The 23,221-nt window shown below is 52.3% G+C and carries 22 protein-coding genes; 16 read left to right on the top strand and 6 right to left on the bottom strand.

All coding sequences use genetic code 11. The features are described from left to right. Positions 1 to 14 precede the first annotated feature (14 nt). The 3 genes from BMY11_RS19575 (at position 15) to BMY11_RS19585 (ending at position 2,474) form a co-directional block, all read left to right on the top strand. Positions 15 to 974 carry an SMP-30/gluconolactonase/LRE family protein gene (locus tag BMY11_RS19575; RefSeq protein WP_177182725.1) on the top strand — a complete coding sequence of 320 codons (960 nt, stop codon included), beginning with the start codon at positions 15 to 17 and terminating at the stop codon, positions 972 to 974. After that, on the top strand, positions 971 to 1,786 hold the full coding sequence (locus BMY11_RS19580) for a phytanoyl-CoA dioxygenase family protein (RefSeq protein ID WP_090580018.1): 816 nt from the start codon (positions 971 to 973) through the stop codon (positions 1,784 to 1,786). Before BMY11_RS19575 ends, BMY11_RS19580 begins: the two co-directional genes overlap by 4 nt. A gap of 166 nt (positions 1,787 to 1,952) precedes the next feature. After that, on the top strand, positions 1,953 to 2,474 hold the full coding sequence (locus tag BMY11_RS19585; protein WP_143069315.1) for a hypothetical protein: 522 nt from the start codon (positions 1,953 to 1,955) through the stop codon (positions 2,472 to 2,474). A 73-nt stretch (positions 2,475 to 2,547) separates the two neighbouring features. Here BMY11_RS19585 and BMY11_RS19590 read toward each other — a convergent pair whose 3' ends face one another. Then, positions 2,548 to 2,898 (bottom strand): DUF805 domain-containing protein, encoded by a 351-nt coding sequence (locus BMY11_RS19590; protein ID WP_090580025.1) that lies wholly within the window; start codon positions 2,896 to 2,898, stop codon positions 2,548 to 2,550. 95 nt (positions 2,899 to 2,993) lie between these two features. Here BMY11_RS19590 and BMY11_RS19595 point away from each other — a divergent pair, with 95 nt between their 5' ends. Both BMY11_RS19595 and BMY11_RS19600 read left to right on the top strand, forming a co-directional pair. Next, positions 2,994 to 3,536 carry a hypothetical protein gene (locus BMY11_RS19595; protein ID WP_371262889.1) on the top strand — a complete coding sequence of 181 codons (543 nt, stop codon included), beginning with the start codon at positions 2,994 to 2,996 and terminating at the stop codon, positions 3,534 to 3,536. 123 nt (positions 3,537 to 3,659) lie between these two features. Continuing rightward, positions 3,660 to 4,361 (top strand): class I SAM-dependent methyltransferase, encoded by a 702-nt coding sequence (locus tag BMY11_RS19600; RefSeq protein ID WP_090580030.1) that lies wholly within the window; start codon positions 3,660 to 3,662, stop codon positions 4,359 to 4,361. Between the two features lie 43 nt (positions 4,362 to 4,404). Here the strand turns inward: BMY11_RS19600 and BMY11_RS19605 are convergent, their stop codons facing one another. Then, complete coding sequence (locus tag BMY11_RS19605) at positions 4,405 to 5,244, bottom strand: WYL domain-containing protein (protein WP_090580033.1); 840 nt, start codon at positions 5,242 to 5,244, stop codon at positions 4,405 to 4,407. Further along, positions 5,231 to 6,574 (bottom strand): helix-turn-helix transcriptional regulator, encoded by a 1,344-nt coding sequence (locus tag BMY11_RS19610; protein ID WP_090580036.1) that lies wholly within the window; start codon positions 6,572 to 6,574, stop codon positions 5,231 to 5,233. The genes BMY11_RS19605 and BMY11_RS19610 overlap by 14 nt, the downstream gene beginning before the upstream one ends. A gap of 165 nt (positions 6,575 to 6,739) precedes the next feature. Here BMY11_RS19610 and BMY11_RS19615 point away from each other — a divergent pair, with 165 nt between their 5' ends. The 4 genes from BMY11_RS19615 to BMY11_RS19630 all read left to right on the top strand — a co-directional run bounded on the left by BMY11_RS19615 (position 6,740) and on the right by BMY11_RS19630 (position 12,529). Further along, on the top strand, positions 6,740 to 7,534 hold the full coding sequence (locus BMY11_RS19615; protein WP_090580039.1) for a nucleotidyltransferase domain-containing protein: 795 nt from the start codon (positions 6,740 to 6,742) through the stop codon (positions 7,532 to 7,534). Next, entirely contained in the window at positions 7,535 to 8,761 is a 1,227-nt protein-coding gene (locus BMY11_RS19620) for an RtcB family protein (protein ID WP_090580042.1), read from the top strand. Positions 8,762 to 9,080: 319 nt separating this feature from the next. Beyond that, a complete protein-coding gene (locus BMY11_RS19625; RefSeq protein ID WP_090580045.1) occupies positions 9,081 to 10,190 on the top strand; it encodes an N-acetylmuramoyl-L-alanine amidase family protein in 1,110 nt (369 codons plus the stop codon). Between the two features lie 215 nt (positions 10,191 to 10,405). Next, a complete protein-coding gene (locus tag BMY11_RS19630) occupies positions 10,406 to 12,529 on the top strand; it encodes an acyltransferase family protein (protein WP_090580048.1) in 2,124 nt (707 codons plus the stop codon). Between the two features lie 93 nt (positions 12,530 to 12,622). Here the strand turns inward: BMY11_RS19630 and BMY11_RS19635 are convergent, their stop codons facing one another. Then, complete coding sequence (locus BMY11_RS19635) at positions 12,623 to 12,844, bottom strand: hypothetical protein (RefSeq protein WP_371262890.1); 222 nt, start codon at positions 12,842 to 12,844, stop codon at positions 12,623 to 12,625. Between the two features lie 88 nt (positions 12,845 to 12,932). Continuing rightward, the gene (locus BMY11_RS19640) at positions 12,933 to 14,189 is read right to left on the bottom strand and encodes an MFS transporter (protein WP_090580051.1); all 1,257 of its coding nucleotides are present in this window, start codon (positions 14,187 to 14,189) and stop codon (positions 12,933 to 12,935) included. A gap of 417 nt (positions 14,190 to 14,606) precedes the next feature. Between BMY11_RS19640 and BMY11_RS19645 the strand changes: the two genes are divergently transcribed. From BMY11_RS19645 to deoC, 6 genes are all read left to right on the top strand, one after another. Next, positions 14,607 to 15,728 (top strand): BMP family lipoprotein, encoded by a 1,122-nt coding sequence (locus BMY11_RS19645; protein WP_090580054.1) that lies wholly within the window; start codon positions 14,607 to 14,609, stop codon positions 15,726 to 15,728. Between the two features lie 127 nt (positions 15,729 to 15,855). Next, on the top strand, positions 15,856 to 17,379 hold the full coding sequence (locus BMY11_RS19650) for an ABC transporter ATP-binding protein (protein ID WP_090580057.1): 1,524 nt from the start codon (positions 15,856 to 15,858) through the stop codon (positions 17,377 to 17,379). Beyond that, complete coding sequence (locus BMY11_RS19655) at positions 17,376 to 18,449, top strand: ABC transporter permease (RefSeq protein WP_090580060.1); 1,074 nt, start codon at positions 17,376 to 17,378, stop codon at positions 18,447 to 18,449. The genes BMY11_RS19650 and BMY11_RS19655 overlap by 4 nt, the downstream gene beginning before the upstream one ends. 3 nt (positions 18,450 to 18,452) lie before the next feature. Then, positions 18,453 to 19,409 carry an ABC transporter permease gene (locus BMY11_RS19660; protein WP_090580061.1) on the top strand — a complete coding sequence of 319 codons (957 nt, stop codon included), beginning with the start codon at positions 18,453 to 18,455 and terminating at the stop codon, positions 19,407 to 19,409. Positions 19,410 to 19,504: 95 nt separating this feature from the next. Beyond that, positions 19,505 to 20,431, top strand: a complete 927-nt coding sequence (locus BMY11_RS19665) for a sugar-binding transcriptional regulator (protein ID WP_090580647.1) — start codon at positions 19,505 to 19,507, stop codon at positions 20,429 to 20,431. Positions 20,432 to 20,445: 14 nt separating this feature from the next. Further along, complete coding sequence (gene deoC, locus BMY11_RS19670; RefSeq protein ID WP_090580064.1) at positions 20,446 to 21,129, top strand: deoxyribose-phosphate aldolase; 684 nt, start codon at positions 20,446 to 20,448, stop codon at positions 21,127 to 21,129. Between the two features lie 146 nt (positions 21,130 to 21,275). Here deoC and BMY11_RS19675 read toward each other — a convergent pair whose 3' ends face one another. Then, entirely contained in the window at positions 21,276 to 21,827 is a 552-nt protein-coding gene (locus BMY11_RS19675; protein WP_090580068.1) for a helix-turn-helix domain-containing protein, read from the bottom strand. 171 nt (positions 21,828 to 21,998) lie between these two features. Between BMY11_RS19675 and BMY11_RS19680 the strand changes: the two genes are divergently transcribed. Then, the gene (locus BMY11_RS19680; protein ID WP_090580071.1) at positions 21,999 to 23,204 is read left to right on the top strand and encodes a glycine C-acetyltransferase; all 1,206 of its coding nucleotides are present in this window, start codon (positions 21,999 to 22,001) and stop codon (positions 23,202 to 23,204) included. Positions 23,205 to 23,221 lie beyond the last annotated feature (17 nt).

A 23,221-nucleotide genomic window follows, 5' to 3' on the forward strand; every position in this document is an offset into this window, starting at 1 on the left:
GTGTGGGGGAAACAATGGATCAGATGGTTACGCAAGCTGAGGTGCGGGACCGGGTAAGAGCGTTCGCGCAGGAAGCGGATTTGCTATTGGATGCGAAGACGATCCTCGGGGAAGGTCCTTACTGGCATGCGGAGCAGCAAAAGCTATATTACGTCGATATTGCCGGGGAAATGTTTTGTCGGTTTGACCCGATTACGATGCAGAACGAACAGTTCTTGGTGGGCAAAACAGTCGGTGCCGTCGTATGCGACGCATCCGATTCCGATGTGGTCATCGTGTCCACGCGAGACGGATTCGAGCGATATCATATGGGTACAGGCACGCTGACATTGCTCGCCGATCCGGAAGCGGACTTGCTGGGCAACCGGTTCAATGATGGCAAATGCGATTCGAAAGGCCGTTTTTTCGCTGGAACGATGCAGCATGTCGAAGCAGATGTAACCGGTTCCCTATATGTGCTGGACACAGATGGCCAGTGCCGCAAGCTGGTCGATGATGTCGGTGTATCGAATGGCATTGCCTGGAGCCTCGATGAGAAGCAGATGTATTACATTGATTCCATGAAGCAAACGGTAACTGCTTTCGACTATGATGTGGCAAACGGTACGCTGAGCAATCCGCAGATAATTATAGATTTTCATAAGGAAGACGGTTTCCCTGATGGCATGACCATCGACAGCGAAGGTATGCTTTGGATCGCACATTGGGATGGCTGGCAGGTGTCGAGATGGGATCCGCGAACAGGCACCAAGCTCGGAGCGGTCTACGTGCCTGTTGCTAAGGCAAGCTCCTGCGCCTTCGGCGGCGACGATCTGATGACGCTGTATATTACGACAGCAAGTATCGGCACCTCCCCTTCTGCGCTTGCGCTGCAGCCCCATGCAGGCGGAATATTCACCTATCATCCTTGTGTGAAGGGAACGACAACGAACCCATATCGCCGAGCTGTAAGTAAGGGGGAATCGGCGTCATGAGCAATAGCAACCCGGCAGCGTATACCGTAACCGCCGAAGAGTTGAAGCACTATAAGGAGCAAGGCTTCTTAATTGTGCATCAGTTGTACACCCCGGAAGAGTGCGATCAGATTATCGCTCGTGCCGAAGGAATGGTCGAAGGTACCGTTCCGATGTATAAGGGCAATGCGCTCTACATGGAGCCGGAAGCAGTTGAGCGCGGACTTGTATCGGATGAGGAACCAACCGTGGAATATTTGTTCAAAATCGGCCACGAGATGCATCTGTCCGACCCGGTGTTCCGTTACTTCGCCATGCATGATCGGATCGCGGATGTGCTGAACGGCATTCTCGGGCCGGATATTAAATGTATTCAGAGCATGTACATCGACAAGCCGAGAAACCTTGGCATTGGCCAGCCATACCACCAAGATTCGCATTACTTGAAGACGGTGCCGGACACGGTTATTGGTGTATGGATCGCCTGCGACGATGTCGATATCGCCAATGGCTGCTTGCATGTCATTCCGGGCAGCCAGAACTCGCAGATCTATCCGCACGACGTTCCGGTGGATATCATGCAGCGAAAGTATTTTCAAGAGGTGCATGCAGCGAGGGCGATGAGCGAAGTGCCGTGCATTTTGCCAAAAGGAAGCGCAGTCTTCTTCCCTGGTAAGCTGCTTCACCGTTCGGGCAATAACGTGACGGAGGACCGTCAGCGCCGTGCCTATGTGTTGCATTATGCAGATGCACATTCAGAGCCAGGACGTGTTCCTGCGGTGCCGAATCCGCATCTACTCGTGCGCGGACGTCAGTATCCGGGCTGTATCTAATCTGCTAGTGGGACTACTGCAAGTTTTACGGAATCTTTAGCAAGAAGGCCCCTTCAGCACCTGCAAAACTGTCAAACAATCGGGTATGATAGAAGTAGAGGCAAGCCCGCTTTTTCATTCTGAAGAGGCGATGGATTGCATCAGGCTCGTACACGAGGAGACGGTGATGATGAAACGACATGCGCTTGGCATCACGCTTACGATCTTGGGATTAACAGCATGTATCTCAACAGCTTCGGCCTACAGCAACAAGGCTTATGAGCCGATCGCCCGCACTCCGGATACGATTACGGTCTTCATCGACGGGATGAATGATCAAGGCGGTAAACTATCGCTTAAAGCCGACCAGATTGAATGGTACGAAGGGAAAGAAGCCGACGCTGCATTCGCGAAGAATGAGCCGGATTCAGGCCTGACGAGCGCGCCAGACGGCTATTACATTGTCAATGATGACAATGCGCTGAAGTCGTTAGAGGTGGATCCGCACGCTGTTGTACAGATGCAGATCTATGACCATGACAGCTTGTATAGTACGACGACCGAATGGAACAAGAGCATCCCGCTGCCGAAGCTCGAATCGCTCTTTCATGAAGCTGACGGTGGACAGGTTGACGTGAGCCAGTACCCCTACCATCTCACGCTTGCGAACGGCAAAGTCGTACAGATCGTGCAGCAATTTATTCCTTAAAACGATAACAGCGCCGAGCGCTGATAGAGGAAAGCCCTCGTCTATGAATCTCATAGATGAGGGCATTTTTTTGTTAGGCGGATTGCTTGGGGTTCTCACCGTAGCGGTTCGTACCCGGATCGCTGTCAAGGCAGGTGAAGATCAGTAGAACGATGAAGCCAACGAACGGGATAAGCCCGATGAGGACCCACCAACCGCTCTTGTCGGTATCGTGAAGCCTGCGTACGGTCACGGCTAGACTTGGCAAGAAGATAAAGAGCGAGTACAGCTTCGATAGTAGATTCGAGAGTCCAAGCAGATTCTCGAGGATGCTGAGGATGACGGAGATGATAATATTAATCAGTATGAACATCCAATATTCTTTGCGCCTTGCCCGTCCTTGAAAGCCGACATAATTCGTAATGACTTTCGTATACCATTCCATAAGTAGTATCCTCCTCTATGGCTGGCTTGCGGAAAGCGATGGAAACGGCTGGTATTCCTTATTGTATGTAGTAAACTAGTGAGTATGAAAGTCTGATGGCTAAAGGAGCTGGCTTGCCGATGTTTGATCCAACCGTATTTGACAACTTGAAAGTAGCAATTGAGAACCAGGTGTATGATCTTGATACTATCGCAGGCCAAGTGCTTGTTACGCATCGTATTGACCGGATGGAGCTGGCTGTGATGGCCCGTATCTTCGCGATCCAATTTACGCTTGTGAACGGAGCGGGCATTACCGCCGAGATTCGGCTTGAAGCCTCGCTGAAGGATATCGCGGCGGAGGTGCTGGAGCAATCGGGCGAGAAGCCTGGCTGTACGCTGCGTCTTCGTTTCTATATGCCGGTGCAGGACGCGAATGAAACTTGCAAAGCGATCGAGCAGCAGCTCGAGGCACTCTGGCAGCCGGAGCTTCCGCCGACGCAGACAGTGAGCTTCGGCTACGGCGAGCAGCCGGTCATTTATAATAACGAGATTGAGCTACACTTCAACCGGAAGATCAACGAGGATCAGATGGAGGATCTGCCGGAGCTGATCGACCATATGCTGCAGTCGCTGGAGGCGCTGGATAAGCTGGTTTAGTTGTTTAAGGTAAATATAGCTGCATACTTAAATAGGTCAAACCAATGGGATTCATAGGAATCGCGTATTTCACGAAGAGCTGTGCGCGGGTCTATGATGGAAGCAATCATTGGAGGTGGTCGTATGGAAAATCAGGCAAGTGCAAATCAGCATGTTCACAGTACATTTAATGAAACGGCAGCGGTGTATGACCAGCAGCGGCGGAAGCTTATTCCTTGCTTTGACGATTTCTACGGAGTGGCTGCATCGCTTGCGGATTCACAGCATGAAGCGCCAAAGATTCTTGATCTTGGCGCAGGAACGGGCCTGTTCGCCTCGCTGCTGGTGCAGCGGTATCCGAATGCATCGCTAACGCTCATTGATCTGGCTGACAATATGCTGGACGTAGCGCGGGCGAGATTCAGCGGTAATCCGAATGTCCAGTATGTGTGCGCGGATTACACGAACTTCGTTACTCCGGATTCATACGATATTATTATTTCGGGCTTGTCCATTCACCATCTATTGGACGCGGATAAGGTGCAGCTGTACAAGAACAGCTGGACGAATCTGCGAGAAAGCGGCGTGTTGATTAATGCGGATCAAGTGCTAGGTCACACGCCGTTCATTGATGAACGATACAAGTCGGATTGGCGAGGCAGAGTGGAAGCGAGCGGATTGAGCGGCGCTGAAATTGCCGCCGCGTACGAGCGGACGAAGCTGGATCGGATGACGGACCTTTCGTCGCAGCTTGGCTGGTTGACACAGGCCGGATTCCAGGATGTCGATTGCGTGTACAAGTATTACAATTTCGTCGTCATGTTCGGTAGGAAGATGGCGGAATAGGGAAAACAAACAAAGAGGCTTGCTGCGCAGCAAGCCTCTTTGTTTATGTCGCAAGCCCCTCCGAATCCTCTGCATCGACCGCGACCGCTTCCGCATATCGGTCTAATGCTTTCCTCGACGATTCGAGCATCCTCTTGCGTAGGTACTCGCCCTCTTTGACCCGAATCCGTCTGCCGAGAAACCGAATCTTGCTGAGCACATACTCGCTTTCGTCGCTTAGAAAGCTAAGTCGAATTGCGTAGACGCTAGCATCCTCGTCATAGTCGACGGTCTTCTCGAAGCAAGAGAACGCGTAGAGAATACGAGACAGCTCCCGATTATAGGTGGGAACCACTTCAATAACAGCCGATTCCTTACGCTTGTTCAATCGCTCGCGAATCGAGCTCAGCGCTTGCTGCACACGCTGCGGACTCATCTCAGCCTCGGCAATCGACATGATCTTATCCAGCTTCGTGCTCATGAACGCACGCTTCCTCACGTTATACCAGAGCAAATACCATTCGCGCTTCACCATCGAATATTCGAGCTTATAAGGGACGCCTGCATAGGCTTCGTATTGGCGTCCGTCTCTCAGCGAGAACGTAAGCGAGATCGCGGCTGGGCTTGTAATGAAGCGGCTTATGCTGCGCAGAAGCGGATGATAGACCTGCTTCTCGAAGCTGCGAGTTTTCTCGATAAGATGCTCCTTCACTGCAAGCGATACATCTTCGCTTAGAATGGATTGCAGCTTCTCTAGCGTCTCCGTCGCAAAAGCCGCTTCCGCCGCTGGATGCTCCAGCATCAGCTTCAGCCACGCTCGCTCATGAGAAGTAACCATGAACGTGCCGGAGTCCTCCAGGCGGGAGATGACCTGGTAGTTGAATATTTTCTCAAACGGATTCATAGTAGGACGCAATCTCCTTCCATTCCTCAATCATCTCACGTCTAAGCGTTGCGGGGGCAAGCACCTCACAGCTGGACCCGAAGCTGCGCAGCCACGGCCGGATTTCCGTCGTCCCGTTGACGATAATCTCGTAGATGAAGGAGTCTTCCTCTTCCTCTACAATTTCCCCCCACTGTCCTTGCAGCAGCACTCGCTCCTTCACGAAGTTCGGCTCGGAACCGCCTGGATGAAAGAACCGTACGCGCACAGTCACGACGCGGCCGGTGTCGATGAGCCAGCTGTGCTTGATGCGCGTCTCCAACTCGGAGCGCTTCGCCTCGAATAACTCCTCGGCAACCTGCTCGCCTTCCGCAATCTGCGTCATCCCTTCCAGCCGGTACTTCCGAATGCCATCGCGGCTGTTGTTGGCGAGCATATACCAGCGGCCATATTGGTGGTCGTAGACGACCTTAATCGGCAGCGCAGTCTCCGCTCTGCCTTCATGCTCGCGCTCGAACAAGGGGTTCGTGTTCTTGGAGGCGTAGCTCGTATCCGATTTTGGCGAAAAATAAAGAAGCGTCACTTTGCGTCGGTTCTGGATCGCCCCAAGCAGCGTAAACAGATGTGCCTCGTCCAGAATACGAGAGTAGTAGTGGTACTTGTATAGAAACGGCTCTGCGGCATCTGACATGCCGCCGCCACCGTCGTCACTGCTGCTTCGCTTATGCGCGGCGCTCTTCTTCAAATGATCGCGCAGCAGATAGCCTTGAACGGACGGTATCTGTGTATTCGCCATCACATCAACAAAGTTCAATAGATCGCGCAGCTCCTCGCCCGTCAGCTTGCGAACGAGATCGTCTTGCATCCGATAGCGGTACGGCCGCGGACCCGGCTCCCGCTTGATGACGCCGACCTCCTCCAAGTAGCGCAGGTCGGAGCGGATCGTCTTCTCGTCCGGGAATAGCGCGATATGTGCGGTATCAGGCGCATTGCAGCAGACGTCGAGCAGTTCCAGTGCCGTCTGCGGCTTCTCATCCAGTGCCGCCAGGAGCAGCGCGAGCCGGACGCTCTCCGATTCCTTGAGCGACTTGGCGCGGAACAGGAAGAGCAGCAACGGGTCAGCGGAATCATAGTAATTGAGGCGAAGCGCATCCGCAATTTCCTTGCTCTGCTCCTCGGGAAGTTGGCCCCCAGTGGAAGAAGCAATCTCCTTCAGCTTGCGAATCGTCTTGTCAAAGGTATGTACAGAGATACCTAGCCGCTTCGCGAATTGCTGCCGGTTATAGGCGCCGCTCGTTAGGACGAGCATCCGCAAGAACTGGATCTCTTTATCAAAGCTTTCTCTAGCCAAGCTGGTAACCTCCTCTGCGGTGCACGATGCTCTAATGGTAACATTTTAACAGGGGATGCTTGGAAACTGAATGGGGATTTATGGGGTCGTCATACTTTCGCCATGTTCACGAGCAGAGAAACCGGAGACAATAGGTGCAGTTGAAGAAAAGGGAGGCGGCGGCATATGACCGTATATACGCGAGAACAAATTGTAGAACAGCTAAGAGGAATTGAACGCGAGGAAAATGTCCGTATCGTCTATGCTTGTGAGTCCGGCAGCAGGGCATGGGGATTTCCGTCCAAAGACAGCGATTACGATGTGCGCTTCATCTATGTGCGACCCGCAGAGTGGTACTTATCGATATTCGACAAACGTGATGTCATCGAGCGTCCGATCAGCAGCATGCTGGACATGAGCGGCTGGGATATCGGCAAAGCGTTGCAACTATTTCGCAAATCGAACCCTCCTCTCCTCGAATGGCTGCAATCGCCGATTCCTTATTTGGAAGAAACGACGATTGCACGGCTAATTCGAGGCTTGGCAAAGCAGGCATTCTCGCCGCGATCCTGTCTCTATCATTACTTACATATGGCAAGAGGCAACTACCGCGCTTATTTGCAAGGGGATCAAGTGAGGTTGAAGAAATACTTTTACGTGCTGCGGCCGATACTGGCTTGCAGATGGATCGAGCGGGAGAACACGATGCCGCCTATGGAATTTCAGACGCTTGTAGATGAGATGCTGCCGGAGGGAAGCGAGCTAACGGACACCATTCATCAGCTGCTCGCTCGCAAAATCGCCGGTGATGAGCTGAATTACGAGCCGCGTCTTGACGTGCTGAACGAATATCTGGAGCAGGAAATAGCTTATTTCGAGACCGAGGCACAGGCAGTGAGCAGCGCGGACACGCTTGCAGAAGAGAGACTCAATCAACTATTTCGCGCCGCAATTGCGGAAGCGTGGGGAAGAGGGATATAGATGGCTTATACAACAATTGAAGGCGTCCGTGTCTGGGGAACACCTGATGAAGGAGCGGTCGCACAAGCGCTGACTTGTGCGGAAACTGGCAACGTGGTGCAGACCTTGCTCATGGCGGATCATCACAAAGGGTACAGCCAGCCCATTGGCGGCGTCGTTGTCTATGATGGACAGATTTCGCCATCCGGAGTCGGCTATGATATTGGCTGTGGGAACAAGGCGGTTCGGACGAACTTGCTGGCAAGCGAGATTAAGCCTAAGATTGCAGCGATTATGGACACGATCGCGCAGCGTATCTCATTTGGCGTCGGCCGTGTGAACGATGTGCAGGTCGATCATGAACTGTTCGATGACCCGGACTGGGCCGTGTACAAGGCGATTGGCAAGCAGGAGCATGATAAGCTCTTCTCCTTGGCGCGGACTCAGCTTGGGACCGTGGGAAGCGGGAACCATTTTGTCGATTTGTTCGAGGAGCAGGCAACGGGGCGGTTGTGGGTGGCGAATCATTTCGGCAGCCGCGGGTTCGGGCACAAGACAGCGAGCGGCTTCCTCAATCTCGCAGTCGGCAGGGAGTTTCTAGGCAGTGCGCCAGGGGAGAAAATGGACCAACCGCCTACACTGCTTGGCATTGATAGTGAGCTTGGAGACATGTACTACCGTGCCATGCGGCTCGCTGGTCGGTATGCATATGCCGGACGTGATTATGTGATGAATCAGGTGCTGTCCATTCTTGGCGCAGAGGCGGATATGGAGGTGCACAATCACCATAACTATGCGTGGAAAGAGCAGCACTTCGGTAAGGAGACGATCGTCGTCCGCAAAGGAGCGACGCCTTCAGCCCCAGGACAGCTCGGGTTTATCGGCGGCAGCATGGGCGATATTTCGGTTATTGTGCGTGGGAAAGCTACGGAGGAGAATCGCGATGCGTGCTACAGCACCGTGCACGGAGCGGGACGAGTGATGAGCCGGACGGCAGCCGCAGGCAAAATGAACTGGAAGACGCGGCGGCGAAGCGGTGGCTTAATCTCTCCGCAGCAGATGAAGCAGGCTGTAGATGAGTTCGGTGTCGTTCTTCGCGGAGCGGGTACGGACGAGAGTCCATTCGTCTACCGCAAGCTGCAGGATGTGCTGGATGCGCATCGTGAAACTATTGACGTGCTTCATGTGCTGAAGCCGTTCGGGGTATGTATGGCTGGTGCGGATGAATTTGATCCGTACAAAGATTAATAGGCTGGTTGAGTTAGGGAATAGGATATTGGACCTAGAGTGACAATGAATGAATTCATGTATTCTTATGGCTATGTGGCAAATTCGCAGGGATATATGGATAACTATGGAATATAGGAATGACCCGATAGTCGCTTGCGTAAACCCGCGTAACACGGTGTCGAATCGAGTCGACTAGGGAGATCGATATAGTGTAGGATGCGTGTATAGATGAGGCTATCCCCCGTAGGCCCTATTTTAGGAAAAAAAGAGGATGTCGCTTTCTACCAGCTGCTGATATAATGGGAATCAACCTTTTTTTTACGCGGAAGGAGATTCTATGCGCAAACTCATCAGTCTCGCTATTATTATGATTCTAGTTGTCGGTTCACTAGGCATGACAATGGCGGCAGCCACATCAAAGTTCCCTTACCAGGCTAAAGTAAACACCACAGAATTGAACGTTCGAAGCGAGCCATCACTTCAGGCATCGGTCGTCGGTCAGCTGAAATCGGGTGACGTCGTAACGGTAACGGACGAAGAAAGCGACGGCTGGGTACAGATTAAGAAAAATAAATTGACCGGCTGGGCGGCGGGCTATTTGCTCCGCAAGCTGGACAGCTCGGGACAGCCTGAGAATGCAACGGCAGCCACGTCGCCACCGACAAGCGGCACTGTAAGTACTAATTCGGGATCGACTGCGACCGTCCTGACGGAATCGCTTCGAATTCGTTCCGGCCCAGGCACGAGCTATAAAGTGGTCGGCTCACTCGCACAAGGCGAGCAGGTGACGATTAACGGCAGCCAAGGGAGTTGGCTAAAGATAAAGACAACGGCAAAGGTGAATGGCTGGGTTGCGAAGCAGTACGTTGGCAAAGGCGCACCGTTGTCGGCTCAATCATCCGGCAGAGGGCTGCGAGGCAAGCTCATCGTCGTTGACGCCGGGCATGGCGGTAATGATCCGGGCATGATCGGCACAACGCAGGATACGAAGGAGAAGACGCTCACGCTCAGCACGGCGAACTATCTGAAGCAGGAGCTCATAAGGCTAGGCGCTCGCGTCATAATGACGCGTACAACAGATGTGAAGCCGGAGCTGTCGGAGCGCGTGCGGATTAGTGAATCGGCACACGCGGATGCTTTTGTCAGCATTCATTATAATTCGTCGGTGAAGAAGTCGACCGGAACGTTGACGTTCTTCTACTCGGAGAAGAAGGATCGTCCGCTTGCGCAGGCTGTAGAAGCGGAGCTAAAGCAAGGCATTGGCCTCCGCAGCAACGGCGTGTCGTTCGGTGATCTCTACGTGCTGCGTGAGAACAACACGGTCGCTACGCTCGTGGAGCTCGGCTTCTTGTCGAATCCGAAGGATGAATCGCTCGTTCGCGGCGCTTCCTATCAGAGGAAGGCAGCTGCGGCGATTGCGAGAGGGCTTGCGGATTATTTTGGATAACTAGATTTGAGGCTGCCGGGCAATTGCCTGGTAGCCTTTTTTGTGCGAATTGGTTACATTTACTAGGGGGACGTTACTAGTTTGAAACCGAACTGTAACTGTTCTGTAACGACATAAACCAACAATCGTTTTATAATGATTCATGCAGGTTACATATTTGAGAGTTATTGAAGCAAGAGTGAGAGTTGCCCATTAACGGAAGGAGAAGGAAGCAAGTGCCAAAACCATTAGGAAACAGTGGACGCTATATGCCTGGATTGGATGGATTGCGAGCGATCGCTGTCTTTGCGGTCATCGCCTATCATCTTAACTTATCGTGGGTGCCAGGCGGACTGCTGGGCGTTGGCATGTTTTTTGTCCTTTCCGGCTATCTGATTACGGATATTCTATTAAAGCAGCATAGTAGAGGGAATAAGCTGGCACTCGGTGATTTCTGGATTCGCCGCGCTCGCAGGCTGCTGCCTGCTATGATCATTATGTTGGGGCTTGTCTCGATATGGCTGGCGACGACTGATCCGCAGCGGCTGTACACATTACGCGGAGAGATTGGTGCAGCTCTGCTCTATATGAGCAATTGGCGGCTAATCTATCATCAAGTATCGTACTTCGAGAGCTTCGGTCCGCCATCACCGCTCGGGCATTTGTGGTCGCTTGCGGTTGAAGAGCAGTTCTATCTCGTCTGGCCGATGCTGCTCGCGATACTCGTGAAGTTCGTACCGCGGCGCGGCACGCTGGCACTCGTTATCCTGGCTGGTGCGGCAGTATCGGCTCTTGCGATGGCCTATATTTATGTGCCGCAGCTCGATCCAAGCCGTGTCTACTATGGCACGGATACACGTTCTTTCGCGCTGTTGATCGGCGCAGCGCTCGCTGTGGTGTGGCCAAGCTGGAAGCTTGCGGACCTGATTGCATCGAAGCGTGCGGTGAAAGCGCTTGATACGATCGGCGTCATTGGATTCTCCGTCATAGTGGCCATGATTGCGATGGTGGGCGAGTACGATGCGTTCCTTTATCGCGGAGGCATGGTCGTCCTATCGATTGCTACGGCCGCTGTAGTTGCGGCGCTAGCGCATCCGGACAGCTGGCTTGCCCGCATCATTGGATGCAAACCGCTGCAATGGTTCGGTGCAAGGTCGTACGGCATCTATCTGTACCATTATCCAGTCATTGCGCTCTCAACTCCGGCGGCTGAGCTGGATATATTCAATCCGGTGCGCGCATTGTTGCAAATTCTCGCATCTGTAGCACTAGCGGAGCTGTCCTGGCGATTCGTAGAGGAGCCAATCCGCCACGGTGCGATTGGGAAGCTGGTGCAGCTGCTGAAGCAGTCGTCAATTGGTAGAAGATCGAGCCGTAAGTTGATGCTCGCCTCGGTCTGCTTGCTTGCTGTCGTCAGCGTATCCTGCTCGGGACAAAGAAATATTGTCATAGGAGATTCCGCCAAAAACATTGACATGGGCGTTAGAGGCGGAGGCCCAGCTCTTGCAGGGGGACAAGCTGTAGTAACAGGCGGAGGTTCTGCGGGTGGCTTAGTGCCAACCGTAACGAATCCGTCGACGGATTCGAAAGGGTCATCCGATCAGCATGATGCGAGTCAGACCGATAGTAATGGCGCGCAAGGCACTACGGATGCACCGACCGGTGAAGTGAACCCTGATGCAGATGGCGATGGCGATGTGACGGACAAGCCTACTGATGCGAGGCCTACGGATGAAGATCAGCAGAGCTCGGAGCAAGCTGCATCAGGGCAAAATCAGGACGGAGCCGGATCGGGTCAGCCTTCGAAGGATAGTGGCGGGAGTTCGACTCCACCAGGTAAGCCGCAGGAATCGGATACGCCGCCGCCGAGCAAGCCGAATACGCCAGTCGCGCCGGAAGATACGGTAACGGTCATCGGCGACTCGATAATTCTGGACGCGAAGCCCTACTTGGAGAAACTAATCAATGGGATCGTCGTGGAAGGCAAGGTTGGCCGGCAAATGTTCGAGTCAGACGAAGTAGTGGAAGAACTGAAGCGGAACAAGCAGCTCGGCCATACGGTCGTAATCGAGCTCGGCACGAACGGATCGTTCACAACGAAGCAGCTCGATTCGCTGCTTGAAGCAATCGGTGATGATCGGCGAGTCGTGCTCGTGAACACACGCGTGCCGCGCAAGTGGCAGGACGTCGTGAACGACTTGCTCAGTGAAACGATCAAGAATACGCCTAGCTTAACGCTTATCGACTGGTATTCCGCAAGCAAAGGGCGTGAAGACTTCTTCGGCAAGGACGGTGTCCACCTGAAGAAGCACGGCGCTGAATTTTTCGCGAATTTGCTCGTTCAAGGCATTGGACATTGACACGCAGTAACAAGAAGTCCCCGCTCTCGCGCATCGAAAGGATGCGTAAGGGCGGGGACTTCTTCTGTTATGCGGCAATCGGTTGCGCTCGCTTCAACAAGCCGGATAAGCCAAAATATCATTAATCTGGTTCAGTGGATAATGGAAGGTGGCAAATTGGGACGCATACATGTACTGCATGACGTACACTTCGCCGCCTTCAACGCGGCATAGAATGCCGGAGACACCGGTGCCGTTTCTGAGCGAGATGCCGACGGGCCTGCCCATCATATAAAGCGCCTTCTGCTGCAGCGGCATTTGGCTTGGCATAAACATGGGACCTCTTCCTCCTTCATGGATAAGAGCCTGGTGCTGTGCTGCAATTAGTGTATGTTCATGCAGGAACTATGCCATCCGCAGCTGCCTATGCGTCGAGAACACTTGCGCTCTTCTTCACATCGGAAGGCCGGACATTCATATAGAGGAAGCCAGAGGCGATCAGGACGCCGCCCGCAATGTACCAAGTGATGGAGATCGACGCGTTCTGTGCGATATAGCCATGTACGACGGAGCCGATCAGTCCGCCGAGCTGCAAGAACAAGGAGGACATGGACTGCATCGTGGAGCGGTTGCTTTCATCGAGCTGTTCATTGAACAAGGTTGCATCCGGCGCGCTTACCATGCCATTGGTCATAAATAGGACAAAGTAGAAGACCGTAAAACCAAGTGCACCGCTCTGTGCGGCCAGGACGAGAAAGAGGATGCCGAGCAGTACGCGGGCGATGAGCAGCAATGTGCGGAACGGAACGTTCAGCCAGCGTGCCACGGGCGAGGTGGATAGGCCGCCGATGGAGGCGGAGATGAAATAACCGGCGGTGAGCAGGCCGAACTGCCATGTTGCTGAACCCGCGCCAAGGATGCCCTTCACCTGCGGCTGCCAGTAGGTTTCGAGACCTGAGAAGGCGAAGCCCCATGCAAAAGTAGCGAGAAGCAGCATGAAGACAGCCGTTTGTTTGATACCGTAGCGTACAGAATCCGATACGAGCTGCGGGAGCTGGCGGAAGCCGTCCGTCATTCGCGCAGAGCGGGAGGTATGGACCTTCTCGACAACGAGTCTAGCAGTGAGTACATATTGCAGCATAATCATAAGTGCCATTGCGATGAAGTTAATCGAATAAATGCCTGCCCCGAAGTGCGTCGTGTAGCTTCCGAGCCAATCCGGCAATACACCGCCTGCTAGCGCGCTTATTCCCATCGCTAGTGGAATATAGATGTTCGCTTTGGCAAGCTTGCTGTTCAAATCACCGCCAGGCTCAAGCCGGTTGAACTCATCGACGAACCAGGCGTCGATCGAGCCGGAGGAAAGTGCTCTCGCCGCGCCGAACAGCACATAGCCGAGTAAGAGCGATATAAGATTCCACGAAAGCATGACGAGCACCACTGCGCCGAGCAGGAACAGCAGCGAGAGCTGGTAGACACGTTTGCGGCCAAGCACATCCGACAAGCCGCCGGTAGGCAGCTCAAGCAGTAGCACGGCGCCAGAGGATACGGCAAAGACGAGGCCGATCTCTTGTAGATTGAGCCCTTTTTCAAGCATGAACAGACTGGATACAGGCAGAATGAGCCCGATGATGAACCAATGGAGCGACTGATGATGATGTACACGAGCAGTAATTTCGATACGGACTTCATTCGTGTTAGTAACCTCGCATTTGTAGGAAGATAGGTTAAGTCTACATTCCTATATCCAATCGGGCAAGGTTAAGAAATGGCATAGACAAGCAGGATTAATCACATTAAAATTAAATAGGTATCATTTACCAGTGCGTGTCGAGAATTGCTGTCCTTTCGCAAAAAATGATGGAAGAAATGATTCATTTTGGGAATACTAACCGTGTATAAATTGAATGTGAATGAAACGTTAGATAAGTTGACACAAAAAGGCAGGAATACGTCATTAGGCGGAGAAATCTTATTTACAAATGCCTAAATTACCCGTATATTTGATACTGGACAAACAAATGCTAAATTTGGTTTTTTACAAATGTTCAAAACAGGGGTTAGAAGGGAACAAAATATGGAAATGAGGAGTGGGATCATGAAAAGAACATTAACGACAATCGCAATGTGTTTGCTCGCGGTTACACTGGTCGTTGGTTGTGGCAGCAAAAACAACAACGAAGGTAACAATGCAGGTACAAACGCAGGCACAAATGAACCAGCAAAAGCATCCTTCAAAGCAGGTATGGTTACAGACTCCGGTACGATCGACGACAAGTCCTTTAACCAAGGCACTTGGGAAGGTCTAGAGCAAGCAACGAAGGATCTTGGCGTAGAGAGCAAGTATTTGAAACCAGCCGGTACAACGGAAGCCGACTACCTGAAAGAAATCGGCAACCTGTACGATGCAGGCTACAAAATGATCGTCGTTCCAGGCTTCAAATTCGAGACAGCGATCTATGCTGCACAAGATAAATACAAAGACGCTAAATTCGTTCTGATCGACGGTACGCCGCACACTGCAGACGATACAACGCCTAAAGTTGGCACGAACACTGTATCGATCTTCTTCGCAGAGCACCAATCCGGCTTCATCGCTGGTGTAGCAACTGCGCTTCAATTGAAAGAAGGCGAAGCAGGTTTCATCGGCGGTATGGAAATTCCACCGGTTCAGAAGTACAACTGGGGCTTCCAACAAGGCGTGAAATACGCAAACGACAACCTCGGCACGAAAGTCACAATCAAGCCTGAGAATGTTGTATACCAAGGCAGCTTCGATAACGTAGCAGCAGGCGGCCAGCTGGCAGCAGCAATGTACGACCGCGGCGTTAAAGTTATCTTCGCAGCAGCAGGCGGCGTTGGCGTAGGTGCGATCAACGAAGCAAAAACTCGCGCAGGCCAAGGTAAAGAAGTATGGATCGTTGGCGTAGATGGCGACCAATTCAAAGACGGTGTATACAAAGATGACAAGTCGATCATCCTTACATCCGCAATGAAGAAAGTAAATGCTGCTTCTTACGACATGGTGAAAGCGGAGCAAGATGGTAGCTTCCCAGGCGGCCAAACATTGACATTCGATATTAAGAATGACGGCGTAGGCATCCCTGCAACGAACCCTAATCTTGGCGACGATGTTACAACGAAAGTTACAGAAATCGTAGGCAAGCTAAAAAGCGGCGAAATCGATGTGAAAGCTGAGAAGGGCGACCTGATCAAGTAATTATTTTCGAATACGCTTAGCTAGCAGCTTTTATAAATCCAAGAAGAGACGGGACGCTCCGTCTCTTTTTGGTTAATCACTGATGAATATATCCTTACGATCATTTTGGTAAAGGAGCCGCAGGCGTATGGAATTCGTAGTAGAGATGTTGAACATTCGCAAGGAGTTTCCGGGGGTCGTCGCCAATGACGACATTACGCTTCAGCTGCGTAAGGGCGAAATCCATGCGTTGCTTGGGGAGAACGGCGCCGGTAAATCGACGCTGATGAGCATTTTGTTCGGCATGTATCAGCCAGACCGCGGCACGATTAATGTGCGTGGCGAGCAGGTGAAGATTGCAAACCCGAACGTTGCGAATAAGCTTGGCATCGGCATGGTCCATCAACATTTTAAACTGGTCAGCAATTTTACCGTTACCGAAAATATTATTCTTGGTAATGAGCCCAAACGAGGACTCGTCCTGAACATTAAAGGAGCAGCTCGCAAGATTGAAGCGCTCTCCAAGCGTTATGGCCTTAACGTAGATCCTCATGCGAAGATTGAGGATATTTCTGTTGGCATGCAGCAGCGTGTCGAGATTCTGAAGATGCTATACCGTGATGCGGAAGTGCTTATTCTAGATGAGCCTTCAGCTGTTCTAACCCCGCAGGAGATCGACGAGTTGATCAAGATCATGAAGAGTCTCGTCGCCGAGGGCAAATCGGTCATTGTTATCACCCACAAGCTGAAGGAAATTAAAGCAGCTGCAAACCGCTGCACCGTTATCCGCCGTGGTAAAACGATCGGTACGGTTGACGTGGCAACAACGAGTGAGCTGCAAATGGCCGAGATGATGGTGGGCCGCAGCGTTAATTTTAAAGTCGAGAAGAAACCGAGCCAGCCAGGTGATGTCATTCTGCAGCTGGATGGGCTTACGGTTAACAATAATAAGAACGTGCCTGGCCTCAAGGACTTCAATCTGGAAGTCCGCGCTGGAGAAATTGTCGGTATTGCCGGTGTTGAAGGCAACGGGCAATCCGAGCTAGTGGAAGCGATTACAGGTCTTCGCAAAAGTGAGAAGGGCCGGATTATTCTGAACGGTCACGAAATTACGAAGGAATCCATTCGCCAGCGGATTAACAAAGGGGTCGCGCATATTCCGGAAGATCGGCAGAAGCGCGGGCTCGTCCTTGATTACACGCTGGAAGAGAATATGATCCTGCAGGTGTATCAACGCGAACCGTTCTCGAAGCGCGGTATTCTCAATAAAGGGGCCATCCGCAAATATGCGAGCGGCATTCTGGAGAGCTTCGACGTGCGCTCCGGGCGCGGTCCGCTCTCGGTATCGCGTTCCTTATCCGGCGGTAACCAGCAGAAGGCGATCATCGGCCGAGAGATTGAGCTTGATCCGAGTTTGCTGATTGCGGTTCAGCCGACGCGAGGACTTGATGTCGGTTCGATTGAGTACATACATAAACGGCTCATCGGCCATCGCGACCGTGGTAAAGCGGTACTGCTCATCTCGCTTGAGCTGGATGAGGTGCTTAACGTATCGGATCGTATTGCCGTGGTCAATAACGGCGAGCTAATCGGCGTCGTGGAAGCGGCGGCAACGAATGAGAACGAGATCGGCCTCATGATGGCCGGAGTTAGAGAAGGGGGAGACCAATGAGAAACCTCATTATTTCCCTGAGTGCAGTGTTGTTCGGTCTTATCGGGGGCGCCATTCTGATGGCGGCAACAGGGCATTCGCCACTGGAGGGGTATCGCTACCTGTTCCAGGGCGGGCTTAAGAACGTGAGTCGATTCGGCGACACGCTTGCAACAGGAACACCGCTTATCTTCACAGGGCTCTCGGTGGCATTCGCCTTCCGAACGGGACTGTTCAATATCGGCGCAGCAGGGCAAATGCTGTTCGGCGGCTTCTGCGCTTCGATCATCGGCCTTAAGATCGATGCATCCGGTGCTGTGCTCATACCGCTCATGATCATCGCAGCTATTCTTGGCGGTGCAGTATGGGCGTTCATTCCGGGGTTGCTCAAGGCAAGATTCAATGTCCATGAGGTCGTATCGACCATCATGATGAACTGGATTGCCTATTGGACGATCTACTATGCAGTTCCTGCTTACCTGAAGGCGGAATCCGTTGAGACGGAATCTCGCGCGCTTCCGGATAAAGCAACGTTGAAGGCGGCATGGCTCTCGGACATGTTCGGCGGTTCCTATGTGAACCTCGGCTTGTTCCTCGCGGTCATCGTCGTCATTATCATCGCGTTTATCATCAATAAAACAACGCTTGGTTATGAGCTCAAAGCGGTTGGTTTTAACCGTCACTCTGCGGAATATGCCGGTATCGGCGTTAACCGCAGCATCATTCTGTCGATGCTCATCTCTGGCGCCCTTGCCGGTCTTGCCGGCTTGGCGCAATATGCAGGTAACGGCAACAATATTCAAATCGGCGTGCTGCCTACGCAAGGCTATGATGGCATCGCGGTTGCGCTGCTCGGAGCCAATTCGCCGGTTGGCGTACTTGCCTCTGCACTGTTCTTCGGCCTCCTGTACTCCGGCCGGGGCTTCATGAACGCGATGACAGATATTCCGCCGGAAATTGCGGATTCCATCATTGCGATCATCATCTATTTCGCGGCAACAAGCGTACTGATGAACCGCGTCATTACTTGGTTTATCGGTCGTCGCCGATCGAATGAGAGCCGTGCTGTAAGCGGAAAGGGGAAGGTATAGCGTATGTGGACGACGATTCAACAAATTTTCCCGTATGCGATCATGTTCACCATTCCTTTGCTGATTACCGCGCTTGGCGGGTTGTTCAGCGAGCGAAGCGGTGTTGTTAATATCGGTTTGGAAGGGCTAATGGTCATTGGCTCGTTCGCATCTGCGTTTACGATTAGCAAGCTGGAAACGAATTGGCCGGGTCATACAGTGACATCGATCTGGATCGGGATTCTCGTTGCGGCAGCTGCAGGGCTCGTATTTTCTCTGCTGCACGCCTTTGCCAGCATCCATCTCAATGCAAACCAGGTTATTAGCGGTACGGCGATTAACATGATTGCAGGTGCGCTTACTGTATTCATGTCCCGCAACATTACAGGTAGCGGTAATATCCGACTGACGAACGGCTTCCCGCCGTTTGATGTATGGGGACTATCCCATATTCCTGTCATCGGTCCGCTAATCTTCACGAAAACCTACTGGACGACGTGGCTCATTCTTCTTGTCGTGCTCCTTAGCTCGTTTGTGCTTCGGAAGACGGCGTTCGGTCTACGCCTTCGCTCTTGTGGTGAATATCCGCAGGCGGCAGAGGCGGCAGGGGTTAATGTTCGCAAAATGCGCTATATCGGCGTGCTCATATCCGGCGCTTTCGCTGGACTTGGCGGCGCCATTCATCTCGTTACGATTGCCGGAGAATTCAACGGTACGGTATCGGGTCTTGGCTTCTTGGCACTCGCAGCGCTCATCTTCGGACAATGGCGTCCACTCGGCATTCTTGCCGCGACGCTGTTCTTCGGATTTGCCAGCACGGTTGCCAACGTCTCGCAGGTTATTCCGCAGCTTGCTGATTTTCCGCCGATCTTGCTTAAGGTATTCCCTTATGCCATCACGCTCATAGCGCTCGTCATCTTCTCGAAGTCGTCGCAAGCGCCGAAGGCAGCAGGAGAGGTATTCGACTCCGGCAAGCGATAGCAGATTGGCAGGATGTCTAAAGCGTCTGCGGCTTAACGATCACAGGGGAGGGAGAGCCAGTGCACGAAGAGCGTTCAGAGGATAAACGGGGAAAAATGCTTGATGCGGTTCGGATGTACTATCAGCTGGATTACAGTCAGCAGGAAATTGCCAAGAAGCTGGGCGTATCCCGCCCGACCGTAAGCCGTTTCATTCAACAAGCCAAAGAAGAAGGCTATGTCATCATTAGCATTGTTGACCCGCTGGAGAACAACGATCTTCTTGCCGGGCAGATCGAACGTAAATTCGGCCTGAAGAAAGTTGTCATCGTCAACGTGCCGCATTATGAGGATACGGTCGTGAAGAAGTATCTCGGCGTTGCAGGTGCTAAATATATTGATAGTATCGTCAAGGACGGCGATATCATCGCAGCGACGTGGGGAACGACGCTGTACGAGGTGGCGCTGGGTCTATCGGATAAGCATGTCCGCGACGTCAAGGTTGTGCAGCTGAACGGCGGCGTCAGCCATTCGGAGACGAATACGTACGCGAGCGAGATCATTACGCTGTTCGGCAAAGCGTTCCATACGACACCGTACTTCATCCCGCTGCCCGCGATATTTGATCATGCCGTCGTGAAAGAGACGATTGAAACCGACCGGCATATCAACAATATTTTGGAGCTGGGTAAGAAGGCGAATATTGCGATTGTGACCGTTGGAACACCGACGGAAGATTCCGTGCTGATTAAGGCGAATTACTTTAACGAAGAAGAGCTGAAGATGATCTTCGAGAAGGGGGCGGGCGATATTTGCTCGCGCTACTTCAATATCCATGGCGTCATCGTCTCGCAGGAGCTGGATCAGCGCACAATCGGCATTTCGCTGAACGATCTGAAGCAGAAGGAGCAGTCCATTCTGATCGCAGGTGGCATCCGCAAGGTGGACGGTATCTATGGCGCGCTTCGCGGGAAATATACGAATGTGCTTATAACCGACCAGTTTACGGCAAAATATTTACTGGAGCGCAATTTAAACAGATAGAGAGAGGTTACAGGATGGGACAACAATTAGAGGGCGCAGCTTTAGCTGCCTATTTTGACCATACGTTATTGAAGCCGGAAGCATCCTTGGAGCAGATCGTGAAGCTCTGCAAGGAAGCGAGGGACAACAAATTTGCAACCGTATGCGTGAATCCGTATTGGGTATCTGAGGCGGCTTCTCAGTTGGCAGGCTCAGGAGTTGGCATTACGACGGTTGTCGGCTTCCCGCTTGGCGCGTCCACTTCGCAGGTTAAAGTGGCGGAGACGAAGGATGCGATCGATAACGGCGCGACAGAGATTGATATGGTGCTTAACGTTGGCGCGTTGAAATCCGGACGTCTAGATGAAGTAGAGAAGGATGTTCGTGGCGTAGCGGAAGCTTGCAAGGGCCGCGCTGTGATGAAGGTCATCCTCGAGGTTGGTCTGCTGACGGATGAAGAGAAAGTAACGGCTAGCGAAATTTGCAAGCGTGCAGGCGCTGACTTCGTGAAGACTTCGACAGGCTTCGGCCCAGGCGGTGCTACAGTGAAGGACATCGCGCTTATGCGCCAGACGGTTGGACCGGAGATGGGCGTTAAAGCGTCCGGCGGCGTTCGCGATCTGGAGACGGTTCGCAGCTTGATCGAAGCAGGCGCTACGCGCATCGGCGCAAGCGCAAGCGTGACGATTGTTGGCGGCGGCAAGGGCGAAGGATACTAATAGACAGGAAAGCGGCGGAGCTGATGCTCCGCCGCTTTTTTTCGACCGCGATGCTATTAATTCATAGGATCGATTTGTATGAATTTCTATCATGCCCCGCGAAACGTAAGCTTTGCCATGAGGATGCGTCAGCCGTTTACGCTCGGTTATGGATAATAAATAATGACGTCGTAACGAACAACGTCATCACCTGTGTTGCGATACATGTGCGGCAGATCTGCTACATAGCGGACCGCATTGCCTGCATCGACTGTATAGGACGTGCTTTGGATTTCGACAATAAGACTACCGGATGAGACGAGAATGTACTCTTCCACGCCTGTACTATGCGCTTCGGACTCGTAGACGCAGCCGGCATCCATTTCGACGGAATAGACCTCGAATTTCTTCGACGGATCGAACGGGAACATCGGATAGACGCGATAATGTCCGTCACACTCGAGCATCGGCTCCATTTCGCCCTTCACAATGACGGCAACCTCAGACGGAGGCTCTTCAATGAGCGTCGTGAAGGAAAGGCGCAGTCCGTTTGCGATTTTCCATATAATCGAGATCGTCGGGCTCGTCTCGCCTCGTTCAATCTGGCCGAGCATGGCTTTGCTGACGCCAGTCAACTCTGCCACTTTATCAAGGCTTAATCCTCTCGTTTGACGAATCGCCTTCAAATTTCGCCCCAGCTTAATGTGAATCTGTTCCATACTCTTCCTCCATCAGCGCACTTCTATTTCACTTATTGTAGCCGAAACGGGCAAGGATGTCGAAAAATAAATGTGCGTTATAGCATACAAATATGTTGTGCGTCATAACATACGTATGTATAATATAAAATAATTAAACTAAGGCAACATACAGAAACGGGGAATGCATGCATGTCCAGTCCATCATTGCTTACTTATTTGATCAACAACCTGGAAGAGCTGAAACAGAAAGGCTTGTACAATGAAATTCAAGTTCTTCAAGGCGGCAACGGGCCGACCATTCGCATTCAAGACCGAGAGCTGATTAACCTCTCTTCTAATAACTATTTAGGCCTTGCTGGCGATGAGCGTCTTATCCGTGCGGCTGAGCTGGCGCTTCGCAAATACGGCGTAGGTGCAGGCGCGGTTCGTACGATCAACGGTACGATGGATCTGCATGAAGAGCTTGAGACGAAGCTTGCGAAGTTCAAGCAGACCGAGGCCGCTATCGCGTACCAGTCCGGCTTCAACTGCAATATGGCTGCTATCTCGGCCGTTATGGAAGCTGGGGATGCGATTCTGTCCGACGAGCTGAACCATGCGTCGATTATCGATGGCTGCCGTCTGACGAAGGCGAAGGTCATTCGTTACAAGCATTCGGATATGGTGGACTTGGAGCTGCAAGCGAAGACGGCGCGTGAGTCCGGCCAGTATAACAAAATCATGGTCATTACGGACGGCGTATTCTCGATGGACGGGGACATTGCGAAGCTTCCTGAGATTGTTGCAATTGCAGAGCATTACGACTTGATTACGTATGTCGACGATGCACACGGCTCTGGCGTTCTTGGCAAAGGGGCAGGTACGGTCAAACATTTCGGCTTGTCGGATAAGATTGATTTTCAGATCGGCACTTTGTCCAAGGCAATCGGTGTTGTTGGTGGATATGTAGCCGGTCGCCGCGAGCTGATTGACTGGCTGAAGGTGAGAAGCCGTCCGTTCCTATTCTCGACTGCAACACCTCCGGCGATTGTAGCAGCTTGTATCGAAGCGCTCGATATTCTGTCGAATAGCGCGGAGCTGCAGGAGAAGCTGTGGAGCAACGCAGCCTATTTCCGAAACGGCCTTACACAGCTTGGGTTCCATACAGGGCATACGGAAACGCCGATTATCCCGTGTATCATCGGTGACGAAGTGCTGACACAACGGTTCAGCAGAGAGCTGTTTGAGGCTGGCGTATATGCTAAGGCGATTGTGTTTCCGACTGTTCCGAAAGGCGCAGGCCGCATCCGTAACATGCCGACAGCCGCGCATACGACGGAGATGCTTGATCAAGCTTTGGCGATCTATGAGAGCGTGAAGAAGCAGATCGGTGTAGCTGCAAACGTAGGCGTATAAGAAAGAATGCTCGATTA

The sequence above is a fragment of the Paenibacillus sp. OV219 genome (assembly GCF_900110075.1).
Classification (GTDB): Bacteria; Bacillota; Bacilli; order Paenibacillales; family Paenibacillaceae; genus Paenibacillus_Z.